Annotated in this window: 25 protein-coding genes; 21 read left to right on the plus strand and 4 right to left on the minus strand. The window is 38.2% G+C overall.

What is annotated here, in order from left to right; genetic code table 11:
• Positions 1 to 192 precede the first annotated feature (192 nt).
• Entirely contained in the window at positions 193 to 486 is a 294-nt protein-coding gene (locus tag VM932_RS09355) for a hypothetical protein (protein WP_326278553.1), read from the plus strand.
• Between the two features lie 252 nt (positions 487 to 738).
• Here the strand turns inward: VM932_RS09355 and VM932_RS09360 are convergent, their stop codons facing one another.
• Complete coding sequence (locus VM932_RS09360) at positions 739 to 1,440, minus strand: hypothetical protein (protein ID WP_326278554.1); 702 nt, start codon at positions 1,438 to 1,440, stop codon at positions 739 to 741.
• Between the two features lie 366 nt (positions 1,441 to 1,806).
• Here VM932_RS09360 and VM932_RS09365 point away from each other — a divergent pair, with 366 nt between their 5' ends.
• From VM932_RS09365 to VM932_RS09430, 14 genes are all read left to right on the plus strand, one after another.
• Positions 1,807 to 1,971, plus strand: a complete 165-nt coding sequence (locus VM932_RS09365) for a hypothetical protein (RefSeq protein WP_326278555.1) — start codon at positions 1,807 to 1,809, stop codon at positions 1,969 to 1,971.
• A 27-nt stretch (positions 1,972 to 1,998) separates the two neighbouring features.
• Entirely contained in the window at positions 1,999 to 3,663 is a 1,665-nt protein-coding gene (locus VM932_RS09370; RefSeq protein ID WP_326278556.1) for a tetratricopeptide repeat-containing sensor histidine kinase, read from the plus strand.
• 3 nt (positions 3,664 to 3,666) lie between these two features.
• On the plus strand, positions 3,667 to 4,332 hold the full coding sequence (locus VM932_RS09375; RefSeq protein WP_326278557.1) for a DNA-binding response regulator: 666 nt from the start codon (positions 3,667 to 3,669) through the stop codon (positions 4,330 to 4,332).
• A 160-nt stretch (positions 4,333 to 4,492) separates the two neighbouring features.
• Positions 4,493 to 5,788 carry a hypothetical protein gene (locus VM932_RS09380; protein ID WP_326278558.1) on the plus strand — a complete coding sequence of 432 codons (1,296 nt, stop codon included), beginning with the start codon at positions 4,493 to 4,495 and terminating at the stop codon, positions 5,786 to 5,788.
• Positions 5,781 to 6,521 carry a hypothetical protein gene (locus VM932_RS09385; protein ID WP_326278559.1) on the plus strand — a complete coding sequence of 247 codons (741 nt, stop codon included), beginning with the start codon at positions 5,781 to 5,783 and terminating at the stop codon, positions 6,519 to 6,521. The genes VM932_RS09380 and VM932_RS09385 overlap by 8 nt, the downstream gene beginning before the upstream one ends.
• Positions 6,522 to 6,831: 310 nt before the next feature.
• The gene (locus VM932_RS09390) at positions 6,832 to 7,194 is read left to right on the plus strand and encodes a hypothetical protein (RefSeq protein WP_326278560.1); all 363 of its coding nucleotides are present in this window, start codon (positions 6,832 to 6,834) and stop codon (positions 7,192 to 7,194) included.
• A gap of 103 nt (positions 7,195 to 7,297) precedes the next feature.
• A complete protein-coding gene (locus tag VM932_RS09395; RefSeq protein WP_326278561.1) occupies positions 7,298 to 7,948 on the plus strand; it encodes a hypothetical protein in 651 nt (216 codons plus the stop codon).
• On the plus strand, positions 7,945 to 8,289 hold the full coding sequence (locus tag VM932_RS09400; RefSeq protein ID WP_326278562.1) for a hypothetical protein: 345 nt from the start codon (positions 7,945 to 7,947) through the stop codon (positions 8,287 to 8,289). Before VM932_RS09395 ends, VM932_RS09400 begins: the two co-directional genes overlap by 4 nt.
• Before the next feature lie 22 nt (positions 8,290 to 8,311).
• Positions 8,312 to 8,929 (plus strand): hypothetical protein, encoded by a 618-nt coding sequence (locus VM932_RS09405; RefSeq protein ID WP_326278563.1) that lies wholly within the window; start codon positions 8,312 to 8,314, stop codon positions 8,927 to 8,929.
• Between the two features lie 46 nt (positions 8,930 to 8,975).
• Positions 8,976 to 9,422: a hypothetical protein gene (locus VM932_RS09410; protein WP_326278564.1), complete on the plus strand. Its 447-nt coding sequence runs from the start codon at positions 8,976 to 8,978 to the stop codon at positions 9,420 to 9,422.
• A gap of 252 nt (positions 9,423 to 9,674) precedes the next feature.
• The gene (locus tag VM932_RS09415) at positions 9,675 to 9,917 is read left to right on the plus strand and encodes a hypothetical protein (RefSeq protein ID WP_326278565.1); all 243 of its coding nucleotides are present in this window, start codon (positions 9,675 to 9,677) and stop codon (positions 9,915 to 9,917) included.
• Positions 9,910 to 10,206, plus strand: a complete 297-nt coding sequence (locus VM932_RS09420) for a type II toxin-antitoxin system RelE/ParE family toxin (protein ID WP_326278566.1) — start codon at positions 9,910 to 9,912, stop codon at positions 10,204 to 10,206. Before VM932_RS09415 ends, VM932_RS09420 begins: the two co-directional genes overlap by 8 nt.
• A gap of 606 nt (positions 10,207 to 10,812) precedes the next feature.
• Complete coding sequence (locus VM932_RS09425; protein WP_326278567.1) at positions 10,813 to 11,247, plus strand: Arm DNA-binding domain-containing protein; 435 nt, start codon at positions 10,813 to 10,815, stop codon at positions 11,245 to 11,247.
• Complete coding sequence (locus tag VM932_RS09430) at positions 11,244 to 12,068, plus strand: site-specific integrase (protein ID WP_326278568.1); 825 nt, start codon at positions 11,244 to 11,246, stop codon at positions 12,066 to 12,068. The genes VM932_RS09425 and VM932_RS09430 overlap by 4 nt, the downstream gene beginning before the upstream one ends.
• A 44-nt stretch (positions 12,069 to 12,112) precedes the next feature.
• On the opposite strand, the gene VM932_RS09435 is transcribed toward VM932_RS09430, so the two are convergent.
• Genes VM932_RS09435 through VM932_RS09445 form a run of 3 tightly spaced genes read right to left on the minus strand, consistent with a single transcriptional unit; the run spans position 12,113 to position 13,668 of the window.
• Positions 12,113 to 13,120 carry a type II toxin-antitoxin system HipA family toxin gene (locus VM932_RS09435; protein ID WP_326278569.1) on the minus strand — a complete coding sequence of 336 codons (1,008 nt, stop codon included), beginning with the start codon at positions 13,118 to 13,120 and terminating at the stop codon, positions 12,113 to 12,115.
• The gene (locus tag VM932_RS09440; protein ID WP_326278570.1) at positions 13,117 to 13,452 is read right to left on the minus strand and encodes a HipA N-terminal domain-containing protein; all 336 of its coding nucleotides are present in this window, start codon (positions 13,450 to 13,452) and stop codon (positions 13,117 to 13,119) included. The genes VM932_RS09435 and VM932_RS09440 overlap by 4 nt, the downstream gene beginning before the upstream one ends.
• A gap of 3 nt (positions 13,453 to 13,455) precedes the next feature.
• Positions 13,456 to 13,668, minus strand: a complete 213-nt coding sequence (locus VM932_RS09445) for a helix-turn-helix domain-containing protein (protein WP_326278571.1) — start codon at positions 13,666 to 13,668, stop codon at positions 13,456 to 13,458.
• 257 nt (positions 13,669 to 13,925) lie between these two features.
• Between VM932_RS09445 and VM932_RS09450 the strand changes: the two genes are divergently transcribed.
• From VM932_RS09450 to VM932_RS09475, 6 genes are all read left to right on the plus strand, one after another.
• The gene (locus VM932_RS09450) at positions 13,926 to 14,216 is read left to right on the plus strand and encodes a helix-turn-helix domain-containing protein (protein ID WP_326278572.1); all 291 of its coding nucleotides are present in this window, start codon (positions 13,926 to 13,928) and stop codon (positions 14,214 to 14,216) included.
• A gap of 366 nt (positions 14,217 to 14,582) precedes the next feature.
• Positions 14,583 to 15,014: a DUF6769 family protein gene (locus VM932_RS09455; RefSeq protein ID WP_326278573.1), complete on the plus strand. Its 432-nt coding sequence runs from the start codon at positions 14,583 to 14,585 to the stop codon at positions 15,012 to 15,014.
• Between the two features lie 82 nt (positions 15,015 to 15,096).
• Positions 15,097 to 16,281, plus strand: coding sequence for a TolC family protein (locus VM932_RS09460; protein WP_326278574.1), 1,185 nt, complete (start codon positions 15,097 to 15,099; stop codon positions 16,279 to 16,281).
• A gap of 19 nt (positions 16,282 to 16,300) precedes the next feature.
• The gene (locus tag VM932_RS09465) at positions 16,301 to 16,597 is read left to right on the plus strand and encodes a hypothetical protein (protein ID WP_326278575.1); all 297 of its coding nucleotides are present in this window, start codon (positions 16,301 to 16,303) and stop codon (positions 16,595 to 16,597) included.
• 12 nt (positions 16,598 to 16,609) lie between these two features.
• Positions 16,610 to 18,115, plus strand: a complete 1,506-nt coding sequence (locus tag VM932_RS09470; RefSeq protein ID WP_326278576.1) for an efflux RND transporter periplasmic adaptor subunit — start codon at positions 16,610 to 16,612, stop codon at positions 18,113 to 18,115.
• A gap of 12 nt (positions 18,116 to 18,127) precedes the next feature.
• Positions 18,128 to 21,217: an efflux RND transporter permease subunit gene (locus tag VM932_RS09475; protein ID WP_326278577.1), complete on the plus strand. Its 3,090-nt coding sequence runs from the start codon at positions 18,128 to 18,130 to the stop codon at positions 21,215 to 21,217.
• Positions 21,218 to 21,294 lie beyond the last annotated feature (77 nt).

A 21,294-nucleotide genomic window follows, 5' to 3' on the forward strand; every position in this document is an offset into this window, starting at 1 on the left:
TGAGCATTTGCACTTATCATCTCGTCGTTAAAAATTACCAGTTTTTGATGCGAGAATCAAAGCGAATGCTTCTAATATTATTAACTTAAGAAGTTTCGCAAATATGTTATTTCAGGGATAAATATAGTAAAAACCCCTGAGTGAGAGCGAACACTCTCAAAAAAACTTCCTATAATTTTTTTATTTGTGTTAATGGCAGATAAAAACACAAATAAAAGTAAAGTTTATTTTTCTGATAAATATGTATGCAAGTTTATCAGTGAGGAATGGTTGACCTCAAAAGACACAAGTGCCAGGAAATATGGGAAAATTTACGGTGTCAACTATCACGTGATAGAAAAAATACAGCAGGAGAATGGTTACAACATACCATTATCCACCTTAAGCACCATCTGTTTCAACCACGGAATCAAGTTATCGGATTTCTTCAAACTGGTGGAAAAAAAGTATGGGGAATTTTTGAATGATGGTTTTGAATACAAATAATCTCTAGTCGAGTTTTTCCTTGATTTAGTGAAAATTTACTTATCAAAATATATAATTTGAAGCTCCAACCAATACTTCTTAAAACTTGTGATTGTTTGATGTGATTTGGATAATGCCAGCAAATTTTAGCCTTAGCAAGTGCGCCCTGTTTCGATTTTATCTAACGCTAAGCTACCTGCACACTATAAAATCGAAACAGGATCCGGCGCAGGTTAGTTATGGTAAGATTTGGGGAAGTACTTGAAATATGGATTACGGATAACTTTCACAAATGTATTTTTTGATCATATATCTAGTTATCCGATTAAGGGATTTGCCTGTTTCTGGATGTCTTGCCAAGTCTGTGAAATACTCCAATTCACCTGATGAATTTTTTCCATACCAAAGATTTTCTGTTCCATCTTCGTTAAAAAATTTTGTACTGCAATCTGGGGTGATTTTTTCAAAATATTTGATCCTATCTTCTTTATATACTTTCAGTACACCCTGTTGGAGTTTTTCTGCATCAAACTTTGCTTCAATGTAATGACTACCATCCCATATCATCCATCGATGCTGATTTATCGAAATTAATGCCGTAACAATAATTGTTGTGATAATAAAAAGTATGATTAAGATTTTATGCTTTTTCAAAAAGGCTAACAATTTCTGAAAGATGCTTTTACTTTTTATACTATCCTCAAACTCTTCATAGCTGTTATGTCCAAGAAACTTACAAAGACCAATCACAACCTTTAGTTGTTTAATACTTATATCCTTCAAGTTGTTACCTAGCTTTTTTGCATCATTATAATAGTCACGAAAACTTTTTTCTCCCAATTCGAATCCCATTTCACCTTTAATAAAATTCGAAATATCTTCTGCCAATTCAACTTTTGAGGGTTTCTTTTCCCCTCTTTTTTTTCTTTCCTCATCTGCCTTATTGAAGGCATGAATAATAAGTTTTTTGTGCATTAAAAGGTTGATTTTTAGATAGTTTAAAATAGGAAATCTTTTGGAAAGTTTGTGGAATTTCTGTTCAGAAAACTTTCCAGATCTCTTCCATGATATTTCCGGGATTTCCAAGGTTTCATCACTTCATTTGCTTCAGAATTTGAAAATGTCTTCTCGTAATAAGGCTTACGAGTTTCAATTCTAAATCAGAGGTATTCAGTCCATTGCTGTAGGTAATTGAGAAGTAATCACAGCTCTGTACTCCTTACCTCACTACTTCTCAATCGAGGGGGACGCCTCTCATTTTCGATGCGATTTCTCATCGCACAATTCACTGAATAATAACTCGGACAGCCATAGGTATGTCCATTTTCAAAATCTAATAAAATGACAAAAACATATTTAATTTTATTTACGGTTTTCCTCAATGTAATGCTATTTTCATGCACTCCAGATAGTATTGCAGAGGAGGATGTTAACCCTATAGCCTGTTGTGGCGGTGATGGTGGAGATATACCCCCACCACCTCCTCCGCCTCCAGGAGATAACTAATCAAATATTAGTTCATAATTTAGAGGAATGAAGCGCCAAAATATTTCATTCCTCTTTTTTTATTCTTTGTTGCCATTTTTCGTGGCAATGATTTCTGGGAAATGTGCAGCACAGGAGAAATCAGATAGCCTTAACTATTATTACTATGCCATTCTAAATCCAAAGGAACCTGAGCACTTGCCTGACGGAATCAGTTATTATTTCAGACGAAGAGAAAGAAATTTAATCAATGGAGATACCCTAAGTGCTATTGGGGATTTGAGAATGATTGCAATAGGTCAGTTTAAAATAGGAAATATATACGATAGTGAAAACTCCATTGTGGAGGCACTTGATTTGATCAACAAACTCAAGGATGGAGATACTTTGATCGAATCACGAGTAGGTTTGCACAATCAGTTGGGAAGGGTTTATCGGTCAGCCAATAATTATGAAGAAGCACTAAAATCTTTTGAAGAAGCGCTAAAATTGGCCCCGAATACAAAAGATAGTATCACAATACTTAATAATAAAGCCAATGTCTATAAAGATATGCTGCAATATCAGCAAGCACTAAATCAATATGTTCTAGTTTATGACAAGACTTTGGGGCGTGGTGACAGCTTGCAACTTGCCATGGTTTTGGATAATCTTGGTTATGTACAGGGTAAACTAAATCTACCATCAGCACAGGACAATCTAAACAAAGCTTTAGAGGTTAGGCTAAAGGAAAACGAACTTGCTGGAATCTACAGAAGCTATAAAAACCTAACCCATTTCTTTCTGGATAAAAATGATAAAAAGAATGCCTTGCTTTATGCGGACAAAGCTTATGCGGTTGCCAAAAAACTAAACAATGGTGGGTATGTGCAAGATGCGTTATCACTATTTGTAGAATTGGATGAAGACCCCAAAGTGAAAGAGTACAAGAGATTGGCCGATAGTATTGTTGAAGCAAGACAATTGGCTGAAAATAAAAATGCATACATAAAATATAACGTTGAGGAAGAGCGAAAGAAAACAGAAGCAACCAGATTACAGCAGGAGAAGGAGAAGCGTTTAAAACTTTTATATAAGGCTATAGCCGCCTTTATACTTTTGGCTTTGTTGGCTTCCTATTTTATTTTCCGGTACAGGTACAAAAAAGGAAGATTGGAGCAAGCATATAATACCGAGACCAGGATTTCCAAAAAAGTACACGATGAAGTGGCAAATGATGTTTATCAGGTAATGACCAGACTGGAAAACAATCCAGATGTTGAGCCTGAAGTCATGGATGAGTTGGAAAATATTTATTCGAAGACAAGGGATATTTCAAGGGAAAATAGTCCTATTGATTTCAATGAAGATTTTGATGTTCTGCTAAATGACCTGTTTCTAAGCTTTAAAAATCAAAAGGTAAATATTGTTACTAGAAATATTTTACAAATAGAATGGGGTCGTGTTTCAGATTTGAAGAAAATGGCAATTTATAGGGTCTTACAAGAACTATTGACCAACATGAAAAAGCATAGTCAAGCCTCATTGGTCGCATTAACGTTTAATAAATCGGGAGCCAAGGTCTCCATTGATTATAAAGACAATGGGATAGGATGTGAGCTTAAAAAGAAACTCGGGCTACAGAATGCGGAAAACCGTATTACCTCTCTAAAGGGAACCATTACTTTTGATTCACAAAGAAATAATGGATTTGAAGTACATATTATTGTTTAGACTATGTTTAGAAAGGTATTGGTAGCGGAAGATATGGATGATGTAAACCAAGGTGTTTACACGACTCTTTCCAAATTGGATATTGCTGAAGTTCATCAAACACAGTATTGTGACGATGCCTATTTAAAAATAAAGAAAAGCTATTTAGATGATGAGCCTTATGAATTGTTGGTCACAGATCTGTCTTTCAAAGTGGATTATCGAGAACAAAATTACCCTTCAGGGGAGGCTTTGATTGAAAAAGTAAAAAGCGAATATCCCGATTTAAAAGTCATAGCATATTCGGTTGAGGACCGGCTGCAAAAAGTTAGGACTTTGGTAAATGACTATGGGATTGAGGGTTACGTTTGTAAAGGGAGAAATGGTCTTAAAGAACTATCCCAGGCAATCACATCTATATATAATAATGAACGTTATCTCTCTGAAGAAGTTAAAAATGCACTGAGTTCAAAGCTGGATTTAGGAATTAATCAATTCGATATTGAACTGATGGAACACCTGGCCAAAGGTCTTTCCCAAGATGAAATCAGTGCTTTGTTCAAGAAGAACAATATCTCCCCCTCCAGTTTAAGTTCTATCGAAAAGCACCTGAATAAACTTCGTATACAGTTCGGGGCTAACAATGCCATACACTTAGTGGCAATTGTAAAGGATTTGGGACTTATCTAACAATGCAACATTTTTCTGTGGATTGAGGATTCCCGTAAAGCATTGACCTTTTTCAAATTTAAGTTTGTAAAGACTTCATTGGATTTTCAGGCAAGGACTGGTATGTGGCATAATCAATATGTCATAAAACAATGAAAGGGTATTTCTCTAAATCGTGAATATGAAATTAGAATCTTATTATAGGGCAGATTTCGAAGAAGAGTTTAATACTCTTCATGAAAGGACTATTAACGAATGCAAGGAAAAAGGTCAAGAGGATGGCAGAAGAAATACACCAGTAATCGAAACAAATTTTCAAACACCTTTCGAAAAAGGGATTATAAGCAAGTATCAATCATATGTTGAGGCTATTTCATCCAAAGGAGGTCAATTTCTTCAAGAAGTGTATGATAAGGAGGTATTTCCAATTGAGCAAGAGTTGGTAATGTTGAATAAGAACCCCGATTACATTAAAAGCAAAATTGAAGAGGAGAGAAGGGAGTTGGAAAGAAAACTACAACAGGCGAACGAAAATCACCAAGATGACTTAAAGGTCATAGAAAATGAGCCTTCTTGGATTGAGTCTAAAAATAAGTTCAGTGAGGCAAAACAAAGATTTAAGGAAGTAACAGAAAAGATAAATCGTCAAGAACTACATATAAGTATGCCCAAATGGTTGTATTTAGTAATAATATTTTCCATTGGGGTCTCTGAATTACCCATTAATTATCAAGTATTTGTGTCTTTTAGAGAAACGCCATTATTGACATTGATAATGTCCTGTATTTTGGTGATTTCATTGCCATTGCTTGCGCATTTCGCCGGAAAATTTCTCAGGCAGTTCAAAGAGAACCCGACCTATGTCTGGCTTTTGGTGTTAATACTGTTCGGAATCACCGCAATAAGTTATTATACAGCTGTGCTGAGAAAGATGTATTTGTCCAAAAAGGCAGGTCCGACATTGGAAGAACTGAATAATGATTTTTGGACTTTCTTTACTATAAGCTTGATAATCTTTTTGGTCGGTGGATTAGCATCTTATTTAGTCCATGACCCAAGCATTGAGTTCACCCATGTTAGTAAAGCGTTCAATGTTGAGAAAAAAAAGTACGCAATCAAGTCTTCTGAGAAATATGAAATTGAAAAGAAGGAGAGACAGAGATATAATATTGAGATAAAACAATATCAAGTCGAATTTGCGGAGTCAAGAAAAAGAATTGAAAACTTGTTGGAGAATCTGCGTTCCCAGCTAGCGGAGTCGAAGACCAAACATGATAAGGCCTTAGAGTATTTCATAGGATTTGAACAACGGGTGAACGCCTCTTGTAAGGAAGCTATCAATAAGTACAGAGATACCAATTTAACTTACAGGAACAACCACAAACAGCCAAGATATTGGGAAAATGACATTCAAGATCTGGAACTAAGAATCAAATCATATAGAGAACTATCACCAAACCCAAAATCAAATGGATAGGAAGTTTTGTATTCTGGTACTTTTGATGGCTCTGTACTCTTGTGGCCGTTTAGAACCCAAAACCATCGGGGTCTATGTTTTCATCGATGTAACCAATGGAGCTTTTGATTCAAAAAAATCTTCAGAAAATGATATACACCAAATTTTGGATTTTGCAGACATATCGCCGGATAATGGAGGAGTTAATGGGGTAGAGCTTAGATTTTTCCAAATCAATGACCTAAGTGAAGGCAATTCGCAAACCATTGTTCTTAAGAAAGGTATTCCAGGAATGTTGGGAAAAAACCCCTTGGACAGGACTGATGAAATAAATGCATTCATTAATCGTATCAAAGAAAATTTGGAGGAGATCAAAAAGTCAAACCAAGAGGAATTGCCGTATTCGAAAATATACCAAAACTTATGTAGGGAACTTGGGGGATTGGATTTTAAACATGAACGAAACTTAATAGTCATATATTCGGATATGTTGGAGAATAGTGATCTCTTTAGCTTTTATAAGGACAGGACAAAGATTAAAAAGTGGGAAGAAGACATTGATATTGCCATGGATTTCTTGGAACAAGAGGATTGTTCTTTTCCAAAATTCAACAATGTTGACATGTATATTATTTCTGAAAGAAACAAGAATACTGATGAGATGATAAATGATGCCCAAAATTTTTGGAAAGCATTTTTTTCGAAAAAAGGCACCGTTCCACACTTTGACTCAGAACTTAATCTTTATAAATAACTGTTCCCTTGTGGATTCCCGTAATGTTTTGGTTTTTAAGCGATTTAACTTTGAGAAGTTAACAATTTAAATCAAACATTATGGCAAGAGTATCACCATTTCACAGTATTAATTCCAATGTACACCATAACAATAATAAGTGTACGGAGGGAAATAATATAGAGTCGGAAAACCGAAGATCGGGAACAGGAGGAAAACCATTGTGTAATCATTGCGCTAGGCTATAATAACTTCCTTGTTTTAATTGAGAAGCGAGAATGTGGTCTTAGAAACTTGAAAGTGAGATCAATAGCAGCAATTTGGATTTAATATGAGGAAGATATTTTTTCTTTTGATTCTTCTATATATAAATATTGGTTCTGCACAAGAAGTAAGTTGCGAAAACCTGTTAGAGTTTATTGAATCGGAAGGGTATAGAAAAGGGTCTTTGAGCAGTTACACCCTTAATTCATCCTGGCTATACAAGGTAACGGCATACGAATATGATTACCGTATTTATATTGTGGCGGAAATAAAAAGGAACGAATTTAATTTTAGCACAAACACATACATCTTTTGTGGTATTCCATCTCAGAACTGGAGCAATTTTCGATATGTAAGTTATGGAGATTCAAATTCTTATGGGGAAAGATTTCACAAGTATATTGTAGACTATGCCTGTAATTGTTACTAAGGGTTAAACTTCATGCCAAAAAATTAAAGACCTTACGGAAACCCGTAAGGTTCTTTTTTGAAGGGTGGATAAGTTTGTTATTCAATAGATAAAAAACTGAAAAATGAAAAGGTTTTCTCTAGTAATCATTTTCTTGTTCATGCTACAATCTTGTTCCTCCCCTCTGGACAAAAAATACAGCAAGGCATCACTTTCAGAAGACGCTAAAGAAATTAAAGATGAGGCAGGATTGTCTGAGGAAGAACTTCAAATAATGGCAGGTTGGATAGCCAAAGCAGAATTGACAGGAGAATCCTTGGAAGGAAAAACCTATCATGAAATACTAGAAGAAGCCAATGACTACGAAAAACAGCAGGAGAATCTAGCAAAGAAGACAAAGCTTGAGGAAGAAGAGAGGCGAAGAAAAATGAGTTCTGCCCTTACAGTAGCCCTTTATGATAAAGGTTTTTCGAAATATGACTACCAAGATTACCTGACTTATAGTCTGGCATTTGAAAACAAATCTCAAAAAGATATAAGAGCATTTAAAGGGGTGCTGACCATCAATGATTTGTTTGACACAAAAATTACTTCTATCAATTTAACAATTGATGAAACAATTCCTTCGGGAACCGTATACAGAGGTACATACACAACTGATTATAATCAGTTTAGAGATGAAGATGTTAGATTGAGAAATAAGGATATAGAGGATTTGAAAATTGTTTGGACACCTGAAAAGATATTATTTGAAGACGGAACCTCTCTCGAATGAAGAAAAAACACTTTGAATATATAAGTGTATTTCTAGCTCTGCTGATTTCCTTTTTATTAGGAAGGGAAAGTAAGGATGTTGGTTATGAAGATAGGTTTCATAATGAAAATACTTATCAGAATATTCCAAAGTTGGAACCTGAAGGTCTGCAATACGTAGATACGGTGCATCTTCTTACAGGTGAGAGTCCTGAAGTTTATGTATGTAATGGTAAATCAAGCAAACGCTATCACTATAAAAAAAACTGTAGAGGTCTTTCAAATTGTGGATCATCAATTTCTAAAGTGAGTCTTGAGGAGGCCAAGAGAAGAGGAAGAACACTTTGTGGATGGGAAGACTAGTAACCTATAATCAACCAATACTATGAAAAAAACATTATTTCTTCTTATTCTGATTTCCAGCCTTAATATATATCCGCAAAAGGCAACCGACATTTTAATACCAACTGGACTGGCCGCTTTGAGCTTTGTTGCTGTGGATGCCAATAAAAAGGAAATAGCTAAAGAAATTAGTCAATTCAGGTCCAAGGAATTTATCATGAACTATATAATTGGACCGGCAAATGATAGAGAAATTAGATTTGAAACTGAAAGCCTGGCTTCTGATAATAGTGCTGGACTTATTTCAGTGGCCTTTAATTGTAGTGAGGTAAATGAAAAAGGACTTTTACTCGCTTTTTTTGGCAACAATAGGGATTCAAGTGGATACATGGGCCAAGCCTATGCTTTTAGATACTTACCCTTAGTGGAGGCACAAAGCTTGTTGGAGCGAATTGATCAGGTAAAGGAGGGTAACAAAGACTATATGGCCGATGAGAATGATGTAAACAACGTGTACATTGAGCATGAAGATATAAAGTTCATTCTTTATAGGGAAAGCGGAGATAAAATCCGGGTTTTTTGGAATGGCTTTGAAGTGATTTGGGAACGGACAGCATTTGATAGAACCAAACGTAGATTAAATAAGTGGTTTGAGGATTGATAAACCCATTGATAACTGTTGCTCAAATCTTAAATAACCATAGAAAATGAAATACTTCATCCTCATAAGAAATATAATTCTCACTGGGTTTGTAATTGGTGTTGTATTTGTCATTTATAAAACAATTGAAGATGATCAAGTAGACGATTCAAAATCCTATCAGGAGCAGAAGATGTCCATTGAGGAGATGGAGAATGCAAATCCTGTTCAATTTTTAACAGCTGATGGAAAGTATAATGAAAGTTTTTGGGGTACTGAACTGAAAATTAATGGAAAGATTTCTAATAAGGCTACTGTTGCCAGTTATAAAGATGTTATTCTGAAAGTTACCTATTATTCCAAGACAAATTCTGTTATTGGAAACAAAGAATACACCATTTATGAGATTTTTCCTCCTAATAGAACAATGCCTTTTAAATTGAGCATTAAAAACTATAAAGATGTAAGCTCAATCAGGTGGGAAGTTGTTGATGCTATTCCTCTCAATCCTTAATTGAAAACGTAAGATACTCATCTCATTCAATGATTTGAATGCTTTTTTCTTTCAAAAACGGTTTTTTGCATTTTAAATATTTGCTCAATAATATTTCTGTTACATTGTAGATACCCCGCGATCTTTAGGACAGGGCTGTTAAGTCAAGAGTGACACAAAGATTAATGGTTAAGTTCAAATAAACGATTCACAGAAAGGCTTTAGCTGCTATCTAGCATGATTTTTGTAACTTTATATTAAAGAGATATTTCAATGAACATGTCAGAGTCAAAATCAACTAAAAAAGAACTGGTAGGTTGGATAGAGTCCCTAAAAGATGATGCAATCCTAGGGCTTTTGAATTCAGTAAAACTTTCGAGTGAGGGAAAGTCAGGTGACTGGTGGGATGAACTCACAGAAAGTGACAGGGTAAATATTCTTTCAGGGATACGTGACTTTGAGCAGGGTCTGACGATGAACTCAAAAGATTTTTGGAACGGCCTGGCCAATGGATGATCTGTATGAAGTACAGTGGACAGAAAGGTCGTTATCCAATGCATTGGAGATTAAGGCATATCTAAAGAGAAGGTTCAGCAAAAAGGAAATAGTAAGATTTGAGGAACTTTTGAAGCAATTTGAGAATACTGTATCCAATTTTCCAACGCTTTATCCGGAATCACATAAACGGAAATCTTTAAGAAGAGCTGTAGTCCATAAAAACACTACCATCTACTATATTTTCAAAGAAGATAAGGTTACAGTCATTGCAATGAAAGACAATAGACAGCTCAAACCGAGTGGTTGAAGTTCAAATAAACGATTGCAATCGAAAAATGAACAAGGACACAAAAGTGTGATTGATAACCTTTGAACAACATATGACTGATTTTAGCCTTTATTATCGCACTTACAATTTTCAAAATGTCAGTACCAAATTTGGATAAAGCAGGGCTAGGAGGACTTGCAAATCTGTTCTTTCCTGCAGTTCTTGAAGGTATAACCATATTTTTTAAAGGTAATTCATGCTTTTTAGACTCATTTCCGTATTTTTAGTATCAAATGGATATGTTCTTATTCCCGTTTTCATATTAAACGTGCAATAAGGTGTGCAGGTTCTGGAATTTCAGTGCTTGTTTCTGGTTTACAACAACATACAATCATATGGATGGTTCAGTCATCCCGACGAAATGGGTTTTAAAGCAACCCAACAAAAAGTCAATCGAATGATTTTCAAAGAATTACATTTTTTTTGAATTCATTTGATTGGCTTTAAAACCAAAACAAAAGTTACCTATTCGGTTACCTTTTTTCGACCAATTTTTTTCACTACTTTGGTAACTCTTTAACATTTGACTTTCACTTCGATTTGACTTTCGACAACAAATCGAGTATTCATCTAAAGTGAGAGTCTATGGGCACTTCAAGAACTTTTAGCATTCTTATTTGGCTCAATTTGGCCAAGGAAAAAGATGGTTTTGCACCAATTTATGCACGGATAACCGTTGATGGAAAGCGTGCTGAGATCAGTTTAAAACGACAAACATCGGTTACCTTTTGGGACCCCAAAGCCAGTAAAACCGTTGCAAGGACCCCTGAAGGTAGGCAATTGAACGAGTATTTGGATGAGGTGCATGCCAAGTTATTGGCCTGTCACAAGCAGTTGTCCTCTGATTTTGAATTGGTTACGGCACAATCCATAAAAGCGAGGTTCGTCGGGGTGGATTCCAAACATAAAACCTTGCTTCAATTGGTCGCTTATCACAACCAGAATATGGATGGGACATTACGGCAGGTACCCTTAAAAATTATTTCACAACAGAGAATTATCTCAAGAATTTTTTGTTGAAGCACCAAAGGACCGGGGATATCTATCTCCGACACATCAGATATAGCTTCATAATCGATTTTGAGCAATTTTTACGCAAAGGGCCTTCATTGCAGAGCTCGAACCGGTTGAACAATAACGGGGTGATGAAGCATCTTTCGCGGCTTAAAAAAATGATGAACCTTGCCTTGGATCTGGAATGGGTCGATAAGAACCCATTCGCCCGGTACAAATTGAAGTTCCACAAACACAAAAGTGAATTTTTGGAGAAGCATGAACTTGAACTCTTGAAAAATGCTTTTGTTCCTGAAGAAGGGCATCGAATCGTCAGGGATGTCTTTGTCTTCTCCTGTTATACCGGCTTAGCCTATAGTGATGTCAAAAAGTTGAAACAGGGCAATGTGATGCGAGGCATTGACGGCAGGTTTTGGTTGTTCCTGGAACGTACAAAGACCAATTACCCGCTCAGGATTCCCCTTTTGGAAGAAGCTATGCTGATTTTGGAAAGATATAGGGATGCACCAGGAAAAGTAAAGGATGCCCTTTTGCCCGTATTTGTAAACCAAAAAATGAACAGCTATATCAAGGAGGTAGCAAAAAAGATCGGGATCGATAAAAACCTGACCTTTCATTCGGCACGACACACATTTGCCACAACGGTCACCCTTTCCAATGGGGTTCCCATAGCCACGGTATCAAAGCTTTTGGGGCACACCAAGATCACAACGACCCAGATTTATGCACGAGTCTTGGAGGATAAGATCAGCGCCGATATGGAGGGACTTCGTTCGGTGCTCAGAAATAATTCTGAAAGCGATAGTGGTTTTGCGTCGGGATGGTAGGTATTCCAATTGACCAATCGATAGGTTCATGGGCATAGTTACCGTCACGTTTTGTTGAGCTGCCCACAGCGAAACAAATACTCCTTTAGATAAAAATCCTTGGTCTCCTGGTTAAGGAAAGATCGTTGAATCAATGCTTCTACAAGGTCTTGCCGTTGGCGGAAAGGCTTCAAAAGTCTCACCATGCGTGACTCCATAATGCCCAATCTTCTACCGAATTCTTGGAAATCATGAAGACCGGCGCGTCCGTTGGTCTTGACCTCATCCGATTCAAAAACATCCTTGAACAATCCGCCTTCCAATGCAAAATCCCTATCATTTACGTGGATCCTTGTATTTATCAGATCATAGGAGGGGCTTAGGGTGTAATCACCATTCGGGGTTTCGAGCAACGAAAAGTTTTTCAAATGGGCATCCCCGTTGGAGAAGAGATAATTGAATACCACCAATTGGAAAAACTTTTCCAATTCGATTCTGTAGGCGGGAACATAGTCCTTGATCAGCTCTCCAATTTCCTCGTAGTTGTAGTTATATTTGTATTCATCACCGTCCTTTTCGGAAGTTTTACCCGCCAATGAGGCAAAATCCTCCAAACCCAGTTTGGTGCCATCTGCTTTTACATCAAAACGTTTCGTTATATAGGCAGGTTCACCATTACTGAAAAATAGCAATGCATTCTCGGCGGTATGTAGCCCAAAGACCTGTCGGGCAATCTGCATGGTCAAATGTTCATTGGCCGGTATCTGGTCGACCTTTTTCAAATCCCTGGGGATAGGTTTCAGGATGTAAGTGCCCTGTTCCCCTTCCTCGGTCAAACGCAGTTTATTTTTTTCAAGGACCATGGAGAGTTTTTCCTGGACCCCGGAAATGGAAATTCGTTTGCGGTTTTCCTGGAACTTCTCTGCCACCTCCTCACTTTCCGCGGGAGGGTCATAGGGTAGGACATGGCTCACCTTTCTCCCTTCGAAGACACGGTTTAGGCAATTCTGGCTGTAGGTCGTGAAACCTTCGGCCAAAGTTCCTGGGCAGTATGCTATTTTGGGGATGCTCATGGTTTTTCGCTATGGATCTGTTTTACCGTTATGGCGCCTATGGTATCGTTCTTTGCCGTGGCCATCAATAGGCCAAAACTATCCCTTTCATCGATTCGCAACTGCCGGCATTGGAGTTGTTTGTTGACACCCTCTGAAAGCATATTGAAAAAGAAGGGAAAAAGGTGCTGGGAATGGTGGGTCTTTTTCGTTTTGGGCAATGTCAAGCTTATAGCCGGTTTGCCTTCATCCATGAACCACTTATCATCATAGCTAAACTCATAACTGTTTACGGAATGTTCGGTGAGCAATCCGGTGAGCTCTCCGTTTCTATAGACTTCTGCAATCCTCATTTATCAGAATTTAGGTTTTCGCACATCAATGCTCAATTCCATCCCAAGTACATCCATGAGCTTGTTCAACGTTTCAAGGGTTGGGTTCGACTTTCCATTTTCAATGGCTTTCAGTGTACGCAGTCCCATACCGGAAAGTTCCGCCAAATCTCTTTGTGTGATGGCAAGTATTTCCCTTCGGTTTTTTATGGTCTTTCCTAACTTTTCAGGGTGCATTATATTGCTCTTTTTAATGTAAAGATAATATATTTCATGACTAAAACAACAGAAAGTGTATTATAATGCACTTTTGTATAAAACAATAACATGCAAGTTTAAAAAAGCAATAAAAAGTGCATTTTGATGCACTTTTTTTAGATTGTTTATAGTATTCTTCAAATACAGTCAATTCGAATCACTTTGTTTCTATAATTAATAAATTATGTTGCTTAAAAACTACAAAAAGGATATTATTGTTGTTAATAAGCAACAAAATGAAGTTGAAAAAGGTAATCTTATTGCCCAAGGATCAGAGGCTATTTCATCAAATCGGTGAAAATATTAAGCTCGCACGGAAACGTAGGAAATTTACAACCAACCAAGTTTCTGAGCGAGCCGGAATTCATCGCGCTACGCTTTACCGAATAGAAAAAGGGGATTCTTCGGTTGCCATTGGTTTGTACTATAGTGTTTTTAAGGTTTTGAATTTGCAAGATGATTTTCACAAACTCGGGACCGACGATGTTCTTGGTAGAAAACTGCAAGACCTAGATTTACTGAAGTAGCTAAGTTTACGTAAAAGTTGGATGGTCAATTAAGGCATAACAAATGCTATCTACAATGTCCGCCGATACAGGAAGGAGTTGTTCTTGTTGATTCCTATCCCAATCGGGTATCAACACTTAATTTCTATGTCAAGCTTAACGGATATCATTAAGTGTTAAGCGCTCAAAGATTTTTCGGAAAAGAGACTACCTTTGGATTTGTGCTATGGATTGATACTTATAAACGATGTATTTGTTGATATCTTTGAGGTAGAGTCGAAAAAGAACGGGCTGAACTTTGTGTAAATCCAAAACATTGACCTTTAGCGTTTGGCTTTTATTCAATAAACGAATGGAAAGGGCGACAATTTTGCTAACTTTGGTGCAATGACAAGAAAAAAGGGCATAGCATACATATTCCTGGGCATCATCAGCATGTTGATGTTTCACAAGGTATTGCCCCATGTTCATCATATTCACCTTGAAGCATCTTCCCATAATGAAGTGGCCCATACCCATGGTAATGAACATCATCATGGAGAACATAGGGACAACCAGTCTCAAGAAGGGCTTTTCGACTGGTTTTTGGATATGCATACCCATACCAATATCACTAATGATCTCTTGGTATTGGATTCAACTTCTGTTGAAAAGGTTGTAGCCAAAAAAGACCTCGTAAAAACTGATTTTAACTTTTCCCACAACAAACATCATTGTAAAGATGTTGATGAAATTGTAGAGTGGGATCAGCCACCTGATAAGGAACTCAAAGCCTATTTATCCAGTTATTCTCTCCGGGGCCCACCAGCTTTAGGTTAATCAAGAAGGCAAACTGATTCTTTTTTAGTAATTGAATCAGGGTGTTCGTTTCTCAATTTTGATAAACCTAAACAAAATCATTATGAAATTTAAATTCGTATGCGCTCTTTGCGTATACCTGTTCTTCGGTAAAGTGTTTTCACAATCCACTGAGATGGAGAAAGTACTAAGCCAAATAGAACAGAACAATAAAGCGTTGAAGGCCTATCAATCGTATATCAATGGGCAGCAACTGTTGAATAAAAGTGGCAACAATTTACCGAATCCAGAAGTTCTTGGGTATTATTTACCGTTTGGTGAACACCAATCGGACGATTATTCAGAATTTGAAGTATCACAATCCTTTGAGTTTCCCACAGTGTATTTGGCACGCAATAAATGGAACAAGCTTCAAGAGGATCAATTGGAAGCGATGTATACCAAAAAGCGTCAAGAAATATTGTTGAATGCGAAGAAGGGTTTGATCAATCTGAACATGCTTCGAAAAAGGCTGGAGATTGAAGAGGTCCGGAAAACCCAAAGTTTGGAGGTCTTCCAACAAATCCAGGAAATGTACAATAAGGAACAGGTTGGAATTTTGGATCTCAACAAGGCTAAAGTAGCTTGGATACAGGAACAGTTTGTTGTGGAACAGATACAAGCAGATATACAAAACCAACTGACCGAATTGCAAACGCTAAATGGTGGCCAATCCATTGAAATGAATGATTTGCAGTTGGACAGTCCTGTCCAATTACAAAGCATTGAGACAATTTGGAGTGAAAAACTGGCCAATGACCCAAGATTGACTGAACTCCAAGCCAATGAAGCTTCTGCTTTCCAGAACGTCAAACTGGAAAAGAACAAAGTCCTTCCTAATTTCTCATTGGGATATAACTACCAAGGTGTGAATGGCAATGATTATTCTGGGGTATTTGGCGGTTTGTCCATTCCCTTATGGAACAGTAAAAACAAAGTCAAGGCGGCGAAGGCCGACTTTGAGTATCAGCAAACCAATTCAGAAGTAACAAGGGCATTGATGTATTCACAATTTCAACAAGAATACAACCAGTACCTTTTGTTGTTCAACAAATACACCGAATACCGAGAAACCCTATCCAACCTAGATAGCGAAGCACTTTTATTTAAAGCCTATAGTCTGGGGGAATATTCCTTTTTGGAATATTATATGGAAGTTCAGTTTTATCGGGATGCAACCGATAGGATGTTGGAAATGGAAAAACAATTACAGCAATTACAAGCACAATTATTAATACATCAATTGTAACACCTTAAAAAACAAAAAGATGAAATCAAAGATTCACGAACACTTTAAAACAAATAAACTCATCGTGAGTAAAACAGTATCAAAAATTTTAATGGCATCAATGGTAATCATTGCAATAGGAACTACAGGATGTCGCGACACCAAAAAAGAAGAAGCTAAAGACGACCATGGACATACCCATGGGGAAGGTGCAGACCATACGCACGAACAGGAAGAAGTTAAACAGGAGGAATTTACAATGGATAAGGACTCCGTACAAACTGAAGAGGAGGGTACTCACACTCACGAGGACGGAGAAACACACCACGATCACTAAACTTTAATCAAAATGAAAAAGTATTTAATAATTGTGCTTGCCTTAATTGCAACAGCTTGTAAACAAAATAACGAAGAAGACCACGCACATAATCCAGATGGCAGCCATGTAGGGGATGAAACGCCTCGTTTGGATTATACCATTTGGACAGATGACACCGAATTGTTTGTGGAGTTCCCGGCATTGATTGTTGGACAACCGAGCAAGTTCGCCGCACATTTTACTGTATTGGACAAACATCAGCCAATACGGGAAGGTTCGGTTACGGTAAGTTTGGTCAAAGGTGAAAAAGGAATACGGTCAACTGCTGACGCACCCTCGTCACCGGGTATATTTTCTCCACTTCTTCAGCCCACAGGATCTGGGGAACATCAATTGATTTTTGATCTTACCACCCCGCAATACACTGATAAAATCGTAATCGAGGATATTATGGTCTATGCCAGTTTGGACGAAGCCAAAGAAGCTTTGGGTGAAGCGGGAGAGGATGGATCCATTTCATTTTTGAAAGAACAGGCTTGGAAAACAGCTTTCCAAACTGAACCTGTAACAAAAGGTGAAATATATGATGTTATCAAAACCTCTGGGGTTTGGCAACCAGCTCAAGGGGCATTAAAAACAATGGTGGCAACGGCCAACGGAACCGTCAACTTTTCATCATCCAATCTTACCGAAGGCATGGAGGTAAAACAAGGACAGTTGCTATTAAACGTGAGCAGTCAAGGATTGGCATCCAATAATTTAAGTGCCGAGGTGGCCAAAGCAAAGGCTAATTATGATCAGGCAGCATCGGAATACAACAGAAAAAAGGAACTCTACGAGAGCAAGATCATTCCAAAGGCTGCATTTGAAAAAGTGGAAAGTAATTATGCCATAGCAAAAGCAGAATATCAATCCATTGCTTCGGGAGTGTCGGGAGACAGTAAACAGATTCGAGCACCTTTTAATGGTTTCATAAGATCTGTAAATGTGGCCAATGGTGATTATGTAGAGCAGGGAGCTGTATTGATCAGTGTGGCAACAGAGGATTCAAAAGTGTTGAAATCGCAGATTGCACCCACCTATGGTTTGACCATGGAAAATATCAAAGGTTTATGGTATCAAACGGAAACTGGTGATTGGAAAAACATTTCAGATTCAGATGGTGAAATCCTATCCATTTCAAAAGATGTGGAAATGGAGAGTCCATTGATTTCAGTATTTGCCAGAGTGAACGACATTATTGCAGTTCCAGACGGTAGTTTAACCCAAGTACAGATTGCAATGGGAGATGGTAAACAAACCACAATTGTTCCCGAATCGGCCTTACTGGAAGATTACGGTAACTATTCGGTTATGGTGCAACTTTCGGGAGAAAGCTTTGAACGGAGATCAATTACCATAGGTAAACGCAATGGTGAAAATGTAGAGGTCTTAAAAGGTTTGGAAGCTGGTGATGTTGTGGTAACCACAGGTGCGTATCAGGTAAAAATGGCTTCCATGTCAGGAACAACCCCTGCACATGGCCATGAACATTAAAAAGCAAAAATTATGTTGACTAAAATATTAAATAGTTCCCTACATAATCGTTTGCTGATTTTGTTGGGAGCCGTAGTGTTGAGTGTATTGGGAGTGTACTATGCAAAAACAATGAATGTTGATGTATTCCCAGACCTCACAGCACCTACGGTAACCATTCTTACCGAAGCCCATGGCATGGAATCGGAAGAAGTGGAAAAACTGGTGACCTATCAATTGGAAACCGCCCTGAACGGTTCGCCCAATGTAAGACGTATTCGCTCCTCATCGGCAGCGGGTATTTCCATTGTCTGGGTGGAATTTGAATGGGGAACGGATATATATCGCGCGCGCCAAATTGTAAGCGAACGCATCCCGATGGTTCGTGAAAATCTGCCTGAAGGTATCGGCGCACCAACTATGGCACCTATTTCATCCATCATGGGAGAAATCATGTTATTGGGTGTCACCTCCGATAGTTTGTCACCTATGGAATTACGTACCCTATCCGACTGGACGATTCGCCCACGCATCAAGGCAATAGGAGGAATCGCCAATGTGGTGGTTATTGGTGGCGAGTACAAACAATACCAAATATTTGCCAATCCCGAAAAGCTGAAGCACTACAACGTGAGCTTGTCAGAACTGGTAGAGCACGTTAAGGAAGCCAATGTAAATGCTCCTGGTGGTATAGTGAATCAGTACGGCAATCAATACATCATTAAAGGAAGTGGTAGGGCCTATGCATTGGAAGATTTACAGGAAGCTGTTGTAAAACAGATCAACGGTCAGACCATTAAAATAAAAGATGTGGCTACGGTACAGATCGGCGCATCGGACAAGATTGGTGATGGTTCATTGAACGGGAAGGAATCTGTGATTTTGACCATTTCAAAACAACCCGATGTCAATACGTTAAAATTGACGGAACAATTGGATGAGGCTATTGCAGATTTGCAGAAAACCCTGCCAAAAGGGGTAGAAATCAAAAGCCAGATTTTCAGACAATCCGATTTTATTGAAGCTTCCATAAGCAATCTAAATTCGACCTTATTGGAAGGTGCATTTTTCGTGGTCATTGTACTGTTCATTTTCTTAATGAACTGGCGTACCACGGTAATTTCTTTGTTGGCAATTCCCATTTCCCTGTTGGTGTCCATCATCGTTTTAAAATTCATGGGATATACCATTAACACCATGAGTTTGGGAGGTATGGCCATTGCCATTGGGGCATTGGTGGATGATGCTATTATTGATGTGGAAAACGTTTATAAACGTTTGCGTGAAAACAGTCGTTTACCAAAAGAAGCACAACAATCGGTAATTACCGTAGTACGTGATGCTTCCGTGGAAATTCGAAGTTCCATCATCATAGCGACCTTGATCATAATTGTTTCGTTCGTGCCTCTGTTCTTTTTGAGTGGAATGGAAGGTAGATTATTACAACCGCTCGGGATTGCTTTTGTAACATCTGTATTAACTTCCTTGATTGTTGCAGTTACAGTAACCCCTGTGCTATGTTCGTATTTGCTGAACAACGAAAAGCTGTTGAACAAGCAAGCCGAGGGCACAAAAGTGGAACAATGGCTTCAAAAACGTTATGCAAACACACTCGACAAGGTGATCAAGTTCCCAAAGACGGTGATAGGTGTAACTGTGATTGCTTTTGTTTTGAGTTTGGCATTGGCAACCCAATTGGGAAGGAGTTTTTTGCCTGAGTTCAATGAAGGTTCATTGGTGATCAGTGCGGTTGGTCCTCCCGGTATGTCTCTGGAAGAAAGTAACAAGGCAGGGAAACAAATAGAAAACTTGTTGTTGGAAATGCCCGAAGTTGAAGTGGTGACCCGCAGAACTGGCCGAGCGGAACTGGACGAACACGCACAAGGGGTCAATGCTGCCGAAATTGATGTGCCATTTATATTGGATGGTAAAACCAAAGAAACGTTTTTCGAGGAAGTCCGTACCAAATTGAGTGTGGTGCCCGGGGTTAACATTACCCTTGGGCAGCCTATTGCACACCGTATAGACCATATGCTATCGGGAACGCGTGCCAATATTGCGATCAAAATTTTTGGCTCTGACTTACAACGTTTGTTTGAATTGGGAAAACAGGTGGAGCAAAACATCAAATCCATTGATGGATTGGCAGACGTGGCGGTTGACCAGCAAATAGAAGTTCCCCAAATTCGGATCAAACCCAAACGCCAAATCTTGGCGGCATACGGAATGACAGTTGGCGATCTGATGGAACAAGTGGACATTGCCTTTGCAGGTGAGGAAGTAGGCGAAATCTATGAAGGCCAACAATATTTTGATTTGGTGGTACGCTACGAAAAACCCTTTCGTGATAATATTGAGAGCTTCAAAAATACGTTGGTAAGCCTTCCTAATGGCGGACATACAGTGTTGGGTGAATTGGCGACCATAGGATCTGTAAGCAGCCCAAATACTATCAGTCGAGAAGATGTCCAGCGTAAGATTGTTATTGCCGCCAATGTACAGGGCAGGGATCTTCGAAGTGCTGTAAACGAGATTGAAGACGTGGTCAACAGTACCATTAACTTTCCTGAAGGGTATCGTGTACAATACGGCGGACAGTTTGAAAGTGAATCCAAAGCATCTCAATTGTTATTGGTCACTGCATTTTTGGCCATTGGCATTATATTCTTATTGCTGTATTACGAGTTCAAAAATGTAAAATTGGCCTTTGTGGTGCTCATCAATTTGCCTCTGTCATTGATAGGGGGTATTTTAATCGTGTACTTCACATCTGGAATCGTAAGTATTGCAGCAACCATTGGATTTATAAGCTTGTTCGGTATTGCAACCCGAAATGGTATTCTTTTGGTATCTCGATACGAAGATTTGCGACGAGAAGGAAAAACAGGGATGAACCTCATTAAAACTGGGGCATTGGATCGGTTAAACCCTATTCTAATGACAGCCTTTACCACAGGATTGGCCTTGATTCCTTTGGCCTTGAAAGGTGGACAACCAGGTAGTGAGATTCAAAGCCCCATGGCTGTGGTTATTTTGGGAGGTTTGTTTTCTGCAACTATTTTGAACCTATTGGTGATCCCCTGTGTGTATGGGTTAACGGTAAAGCAAGAATTAAAGCAATGAGAACAGTCACCTAGAGATTGTCAACCAAAAACCAAAAGCCCCTGAAAAGGGGCTTTTTAAGATGTTTTAATCGAAAC

Source organism: Flagellimonas halotolerans (assembly GCF_035818535.1).
Classification (GTDB): Bacteria; Bacteroidota; Bacteroidia; order Flavobacteriales; family Flavobacteriaceae; genus Flagellimonas; species Flagellimonas halotolerans.

What these genes read in the sequence shown, in the direction of transcription:
- VM932_RS09355 (WP_326278553.1), top strand. Translation starts at nt 193, where the DNA reads ATGGCAGATAAAAACACAAATAAAAGTAAAGTTTATTTTTCTGATAAA.
- VM932_RS09360 (WP_326278554.1), bottom strand. Translation starts at nt 1,440, where the DNA reads ATGCACAAAAAACTTATTATTCATGCCTTCAATAAGGCAGATGAGGAA.
- VM932_RS09365 (WP_326278555.1), top strand. Translation starts at nt 1,807, where the DNA reads ATGACAAAAACATATTTAATTTTATTTACGGTTTTCCTCAATGTAATG.
- VM932_RS09370 (WP_326278556.1), top strand. Translation starts at nt 1,999, where the DNA reads ATGAAGCGCCAAAATATTTCATTCCTCTTTTTTTATTCTTTGTTGCCA.
- VM932_RS09375 (WP_326278557.1), top strand. Translation starts at nt 3,667, where the DNA reads ATGTTTAGAAAGGTATTGGTAGCGGAAGATATGGATGATGTAAACCAA.
- VM932_RS09380 (WP_326278558.1), top strand. Translation starts at nt 4,493, where the DNA reads ATGAAATTAGAATCTTATTATAGGGCAGATTTCGAAGAAGAGTTTAAT.
- VM932_RS09385 (WP_326278559.1), top strand. Translation starts at nt 5,781, where the DNA reads ATGGATAGGAAGTTTTGTATTCTGGTACTTTTGATGGCTCTGTACTCT.
- VM932_RS09390 (WP_326278560.1), top strand. Translation starts at nt 6,832, where the DNA reads ATGAGGAAGATATTTTTTCTTTTGATTCTTCTATATATAAATATTGGT.
- VM932_RS09395 (WP_326278561.1), top strand. Translation starts at nt 7,298, where the DNA reads ATGAAAAGGTTTTCTCTAGTAATCATTTTCTTGTTCATGCTACAATCT.
- VM932_RS09400 (WP_326278562.1), top strand. Translation starts at nt 7,945, where the DNA reads ATGAAGAAAAAACACTTTGAATATATAAGTGTATTTCTAGCTCTGCTG.
- VM932_RS09405 (WP_326278563.1), top strand. Translation starts at nt 8,312, where the DNA reads ATGAAAAAAACATTATTTCTTCTTATTCTGATTTCCAGCCTTAATATA.
- VM932_RS09410 (WP_326278564.1), top strand. Translation starts at nt 8,976, where the DNA reads ATGAAATACTTCATCCTCATAAGAAATATAATTCTCACTGGGTTTGTA.
- VM932_RS09415 (WP_326278565.1), top strand. Translation starts at nt 9,675, where the DNA reads ATGAACATGTCAGAGTCAAAATCAACTAAAAAAGAACTGGTAGGTTGG.
- VM932_RS09420 (WP_326278566.1), top strand. Translation starts at nt 9,910, where the DNA reads ATGGATGATCTGTATGAAGTACAGTGGACAGAAAGGTCGTTATCCAAT.
- VM932_RS09425 (WP_326278567.1), top strand. Translation starts at nt 10,813, where the DNA reads ATGGGCACTTCAAGAACTTTTAGCATTCTTATTTGGCTCAATTTGGCC.
- VM932_RS09435 (WP_326278569.1), bottom strand. Translation starts at nt 13,120, where the DNA reads ATGAGCATCCCCAAAATAGCATACTGCCCAGGAACTTTGGCCGAAGGT.
- VM932_RS09440 (WP_326278570.1), bottom strand. Translation starts at nt 13,452, where the DNA reads ATGAGGATTGCAGAAGTCTATAGAAACGGAGAGCTCACCGGATTGCTC.
- VM932_RS09445 (WP_326278571.1), bottom strand. Translation starts at nt 13,668, where the DNA reads ATGCACCCTGAAAAGTTAGGAAAGACCATAAAAAACCGAAGGGAAATA.
- VM932_RS09450 (WP_326278572.1), top strand. Translation starts at nt 13,926, where the DNA reads ATGAAGTTGAAAAAGGTAATCTTATTGCCCAAGGATCAGAGGCTATTT.
- VM932_RS09455 (WP_326278573.1), top strand. Translation starts at nt 14,583, where the DNA reads ATGACAAGAAAAAAGGGCATAGCATACATATTCCTGGGCATCATCAGC.
- VM932_RS09460 (WP_326278574.1), top strand. Translation starts at nt 15,097, where the DNA reads ATGAAATTTAAATTCGTATGCGCTCTTTGCGTATACCTGTTCTTCGGT.
- VM932_RS09465 (WP_326278575.1), top strand. Translation starts at nt 16,301, where the DNA reads ATGAAATCAAAGATTCACGAACACTTTAAAACAAATAAACTCATCGTG.
- VM932_RS09470 (WP_326278576.1), top strand. Translation starts at nt 16,610, where the DNA reads ATGAAAAAGTATTTAATAATTGTGCTTGCCTTAATTGCAACAGCTTGT.
- VM932_RS09475 (WP_326278577.1), top strand. Translation starts at nt 18,128, where the DNA reads ATGTTGACTAAAATATTAAATAGTTCCCTACATAATCGTTTGCTGATT.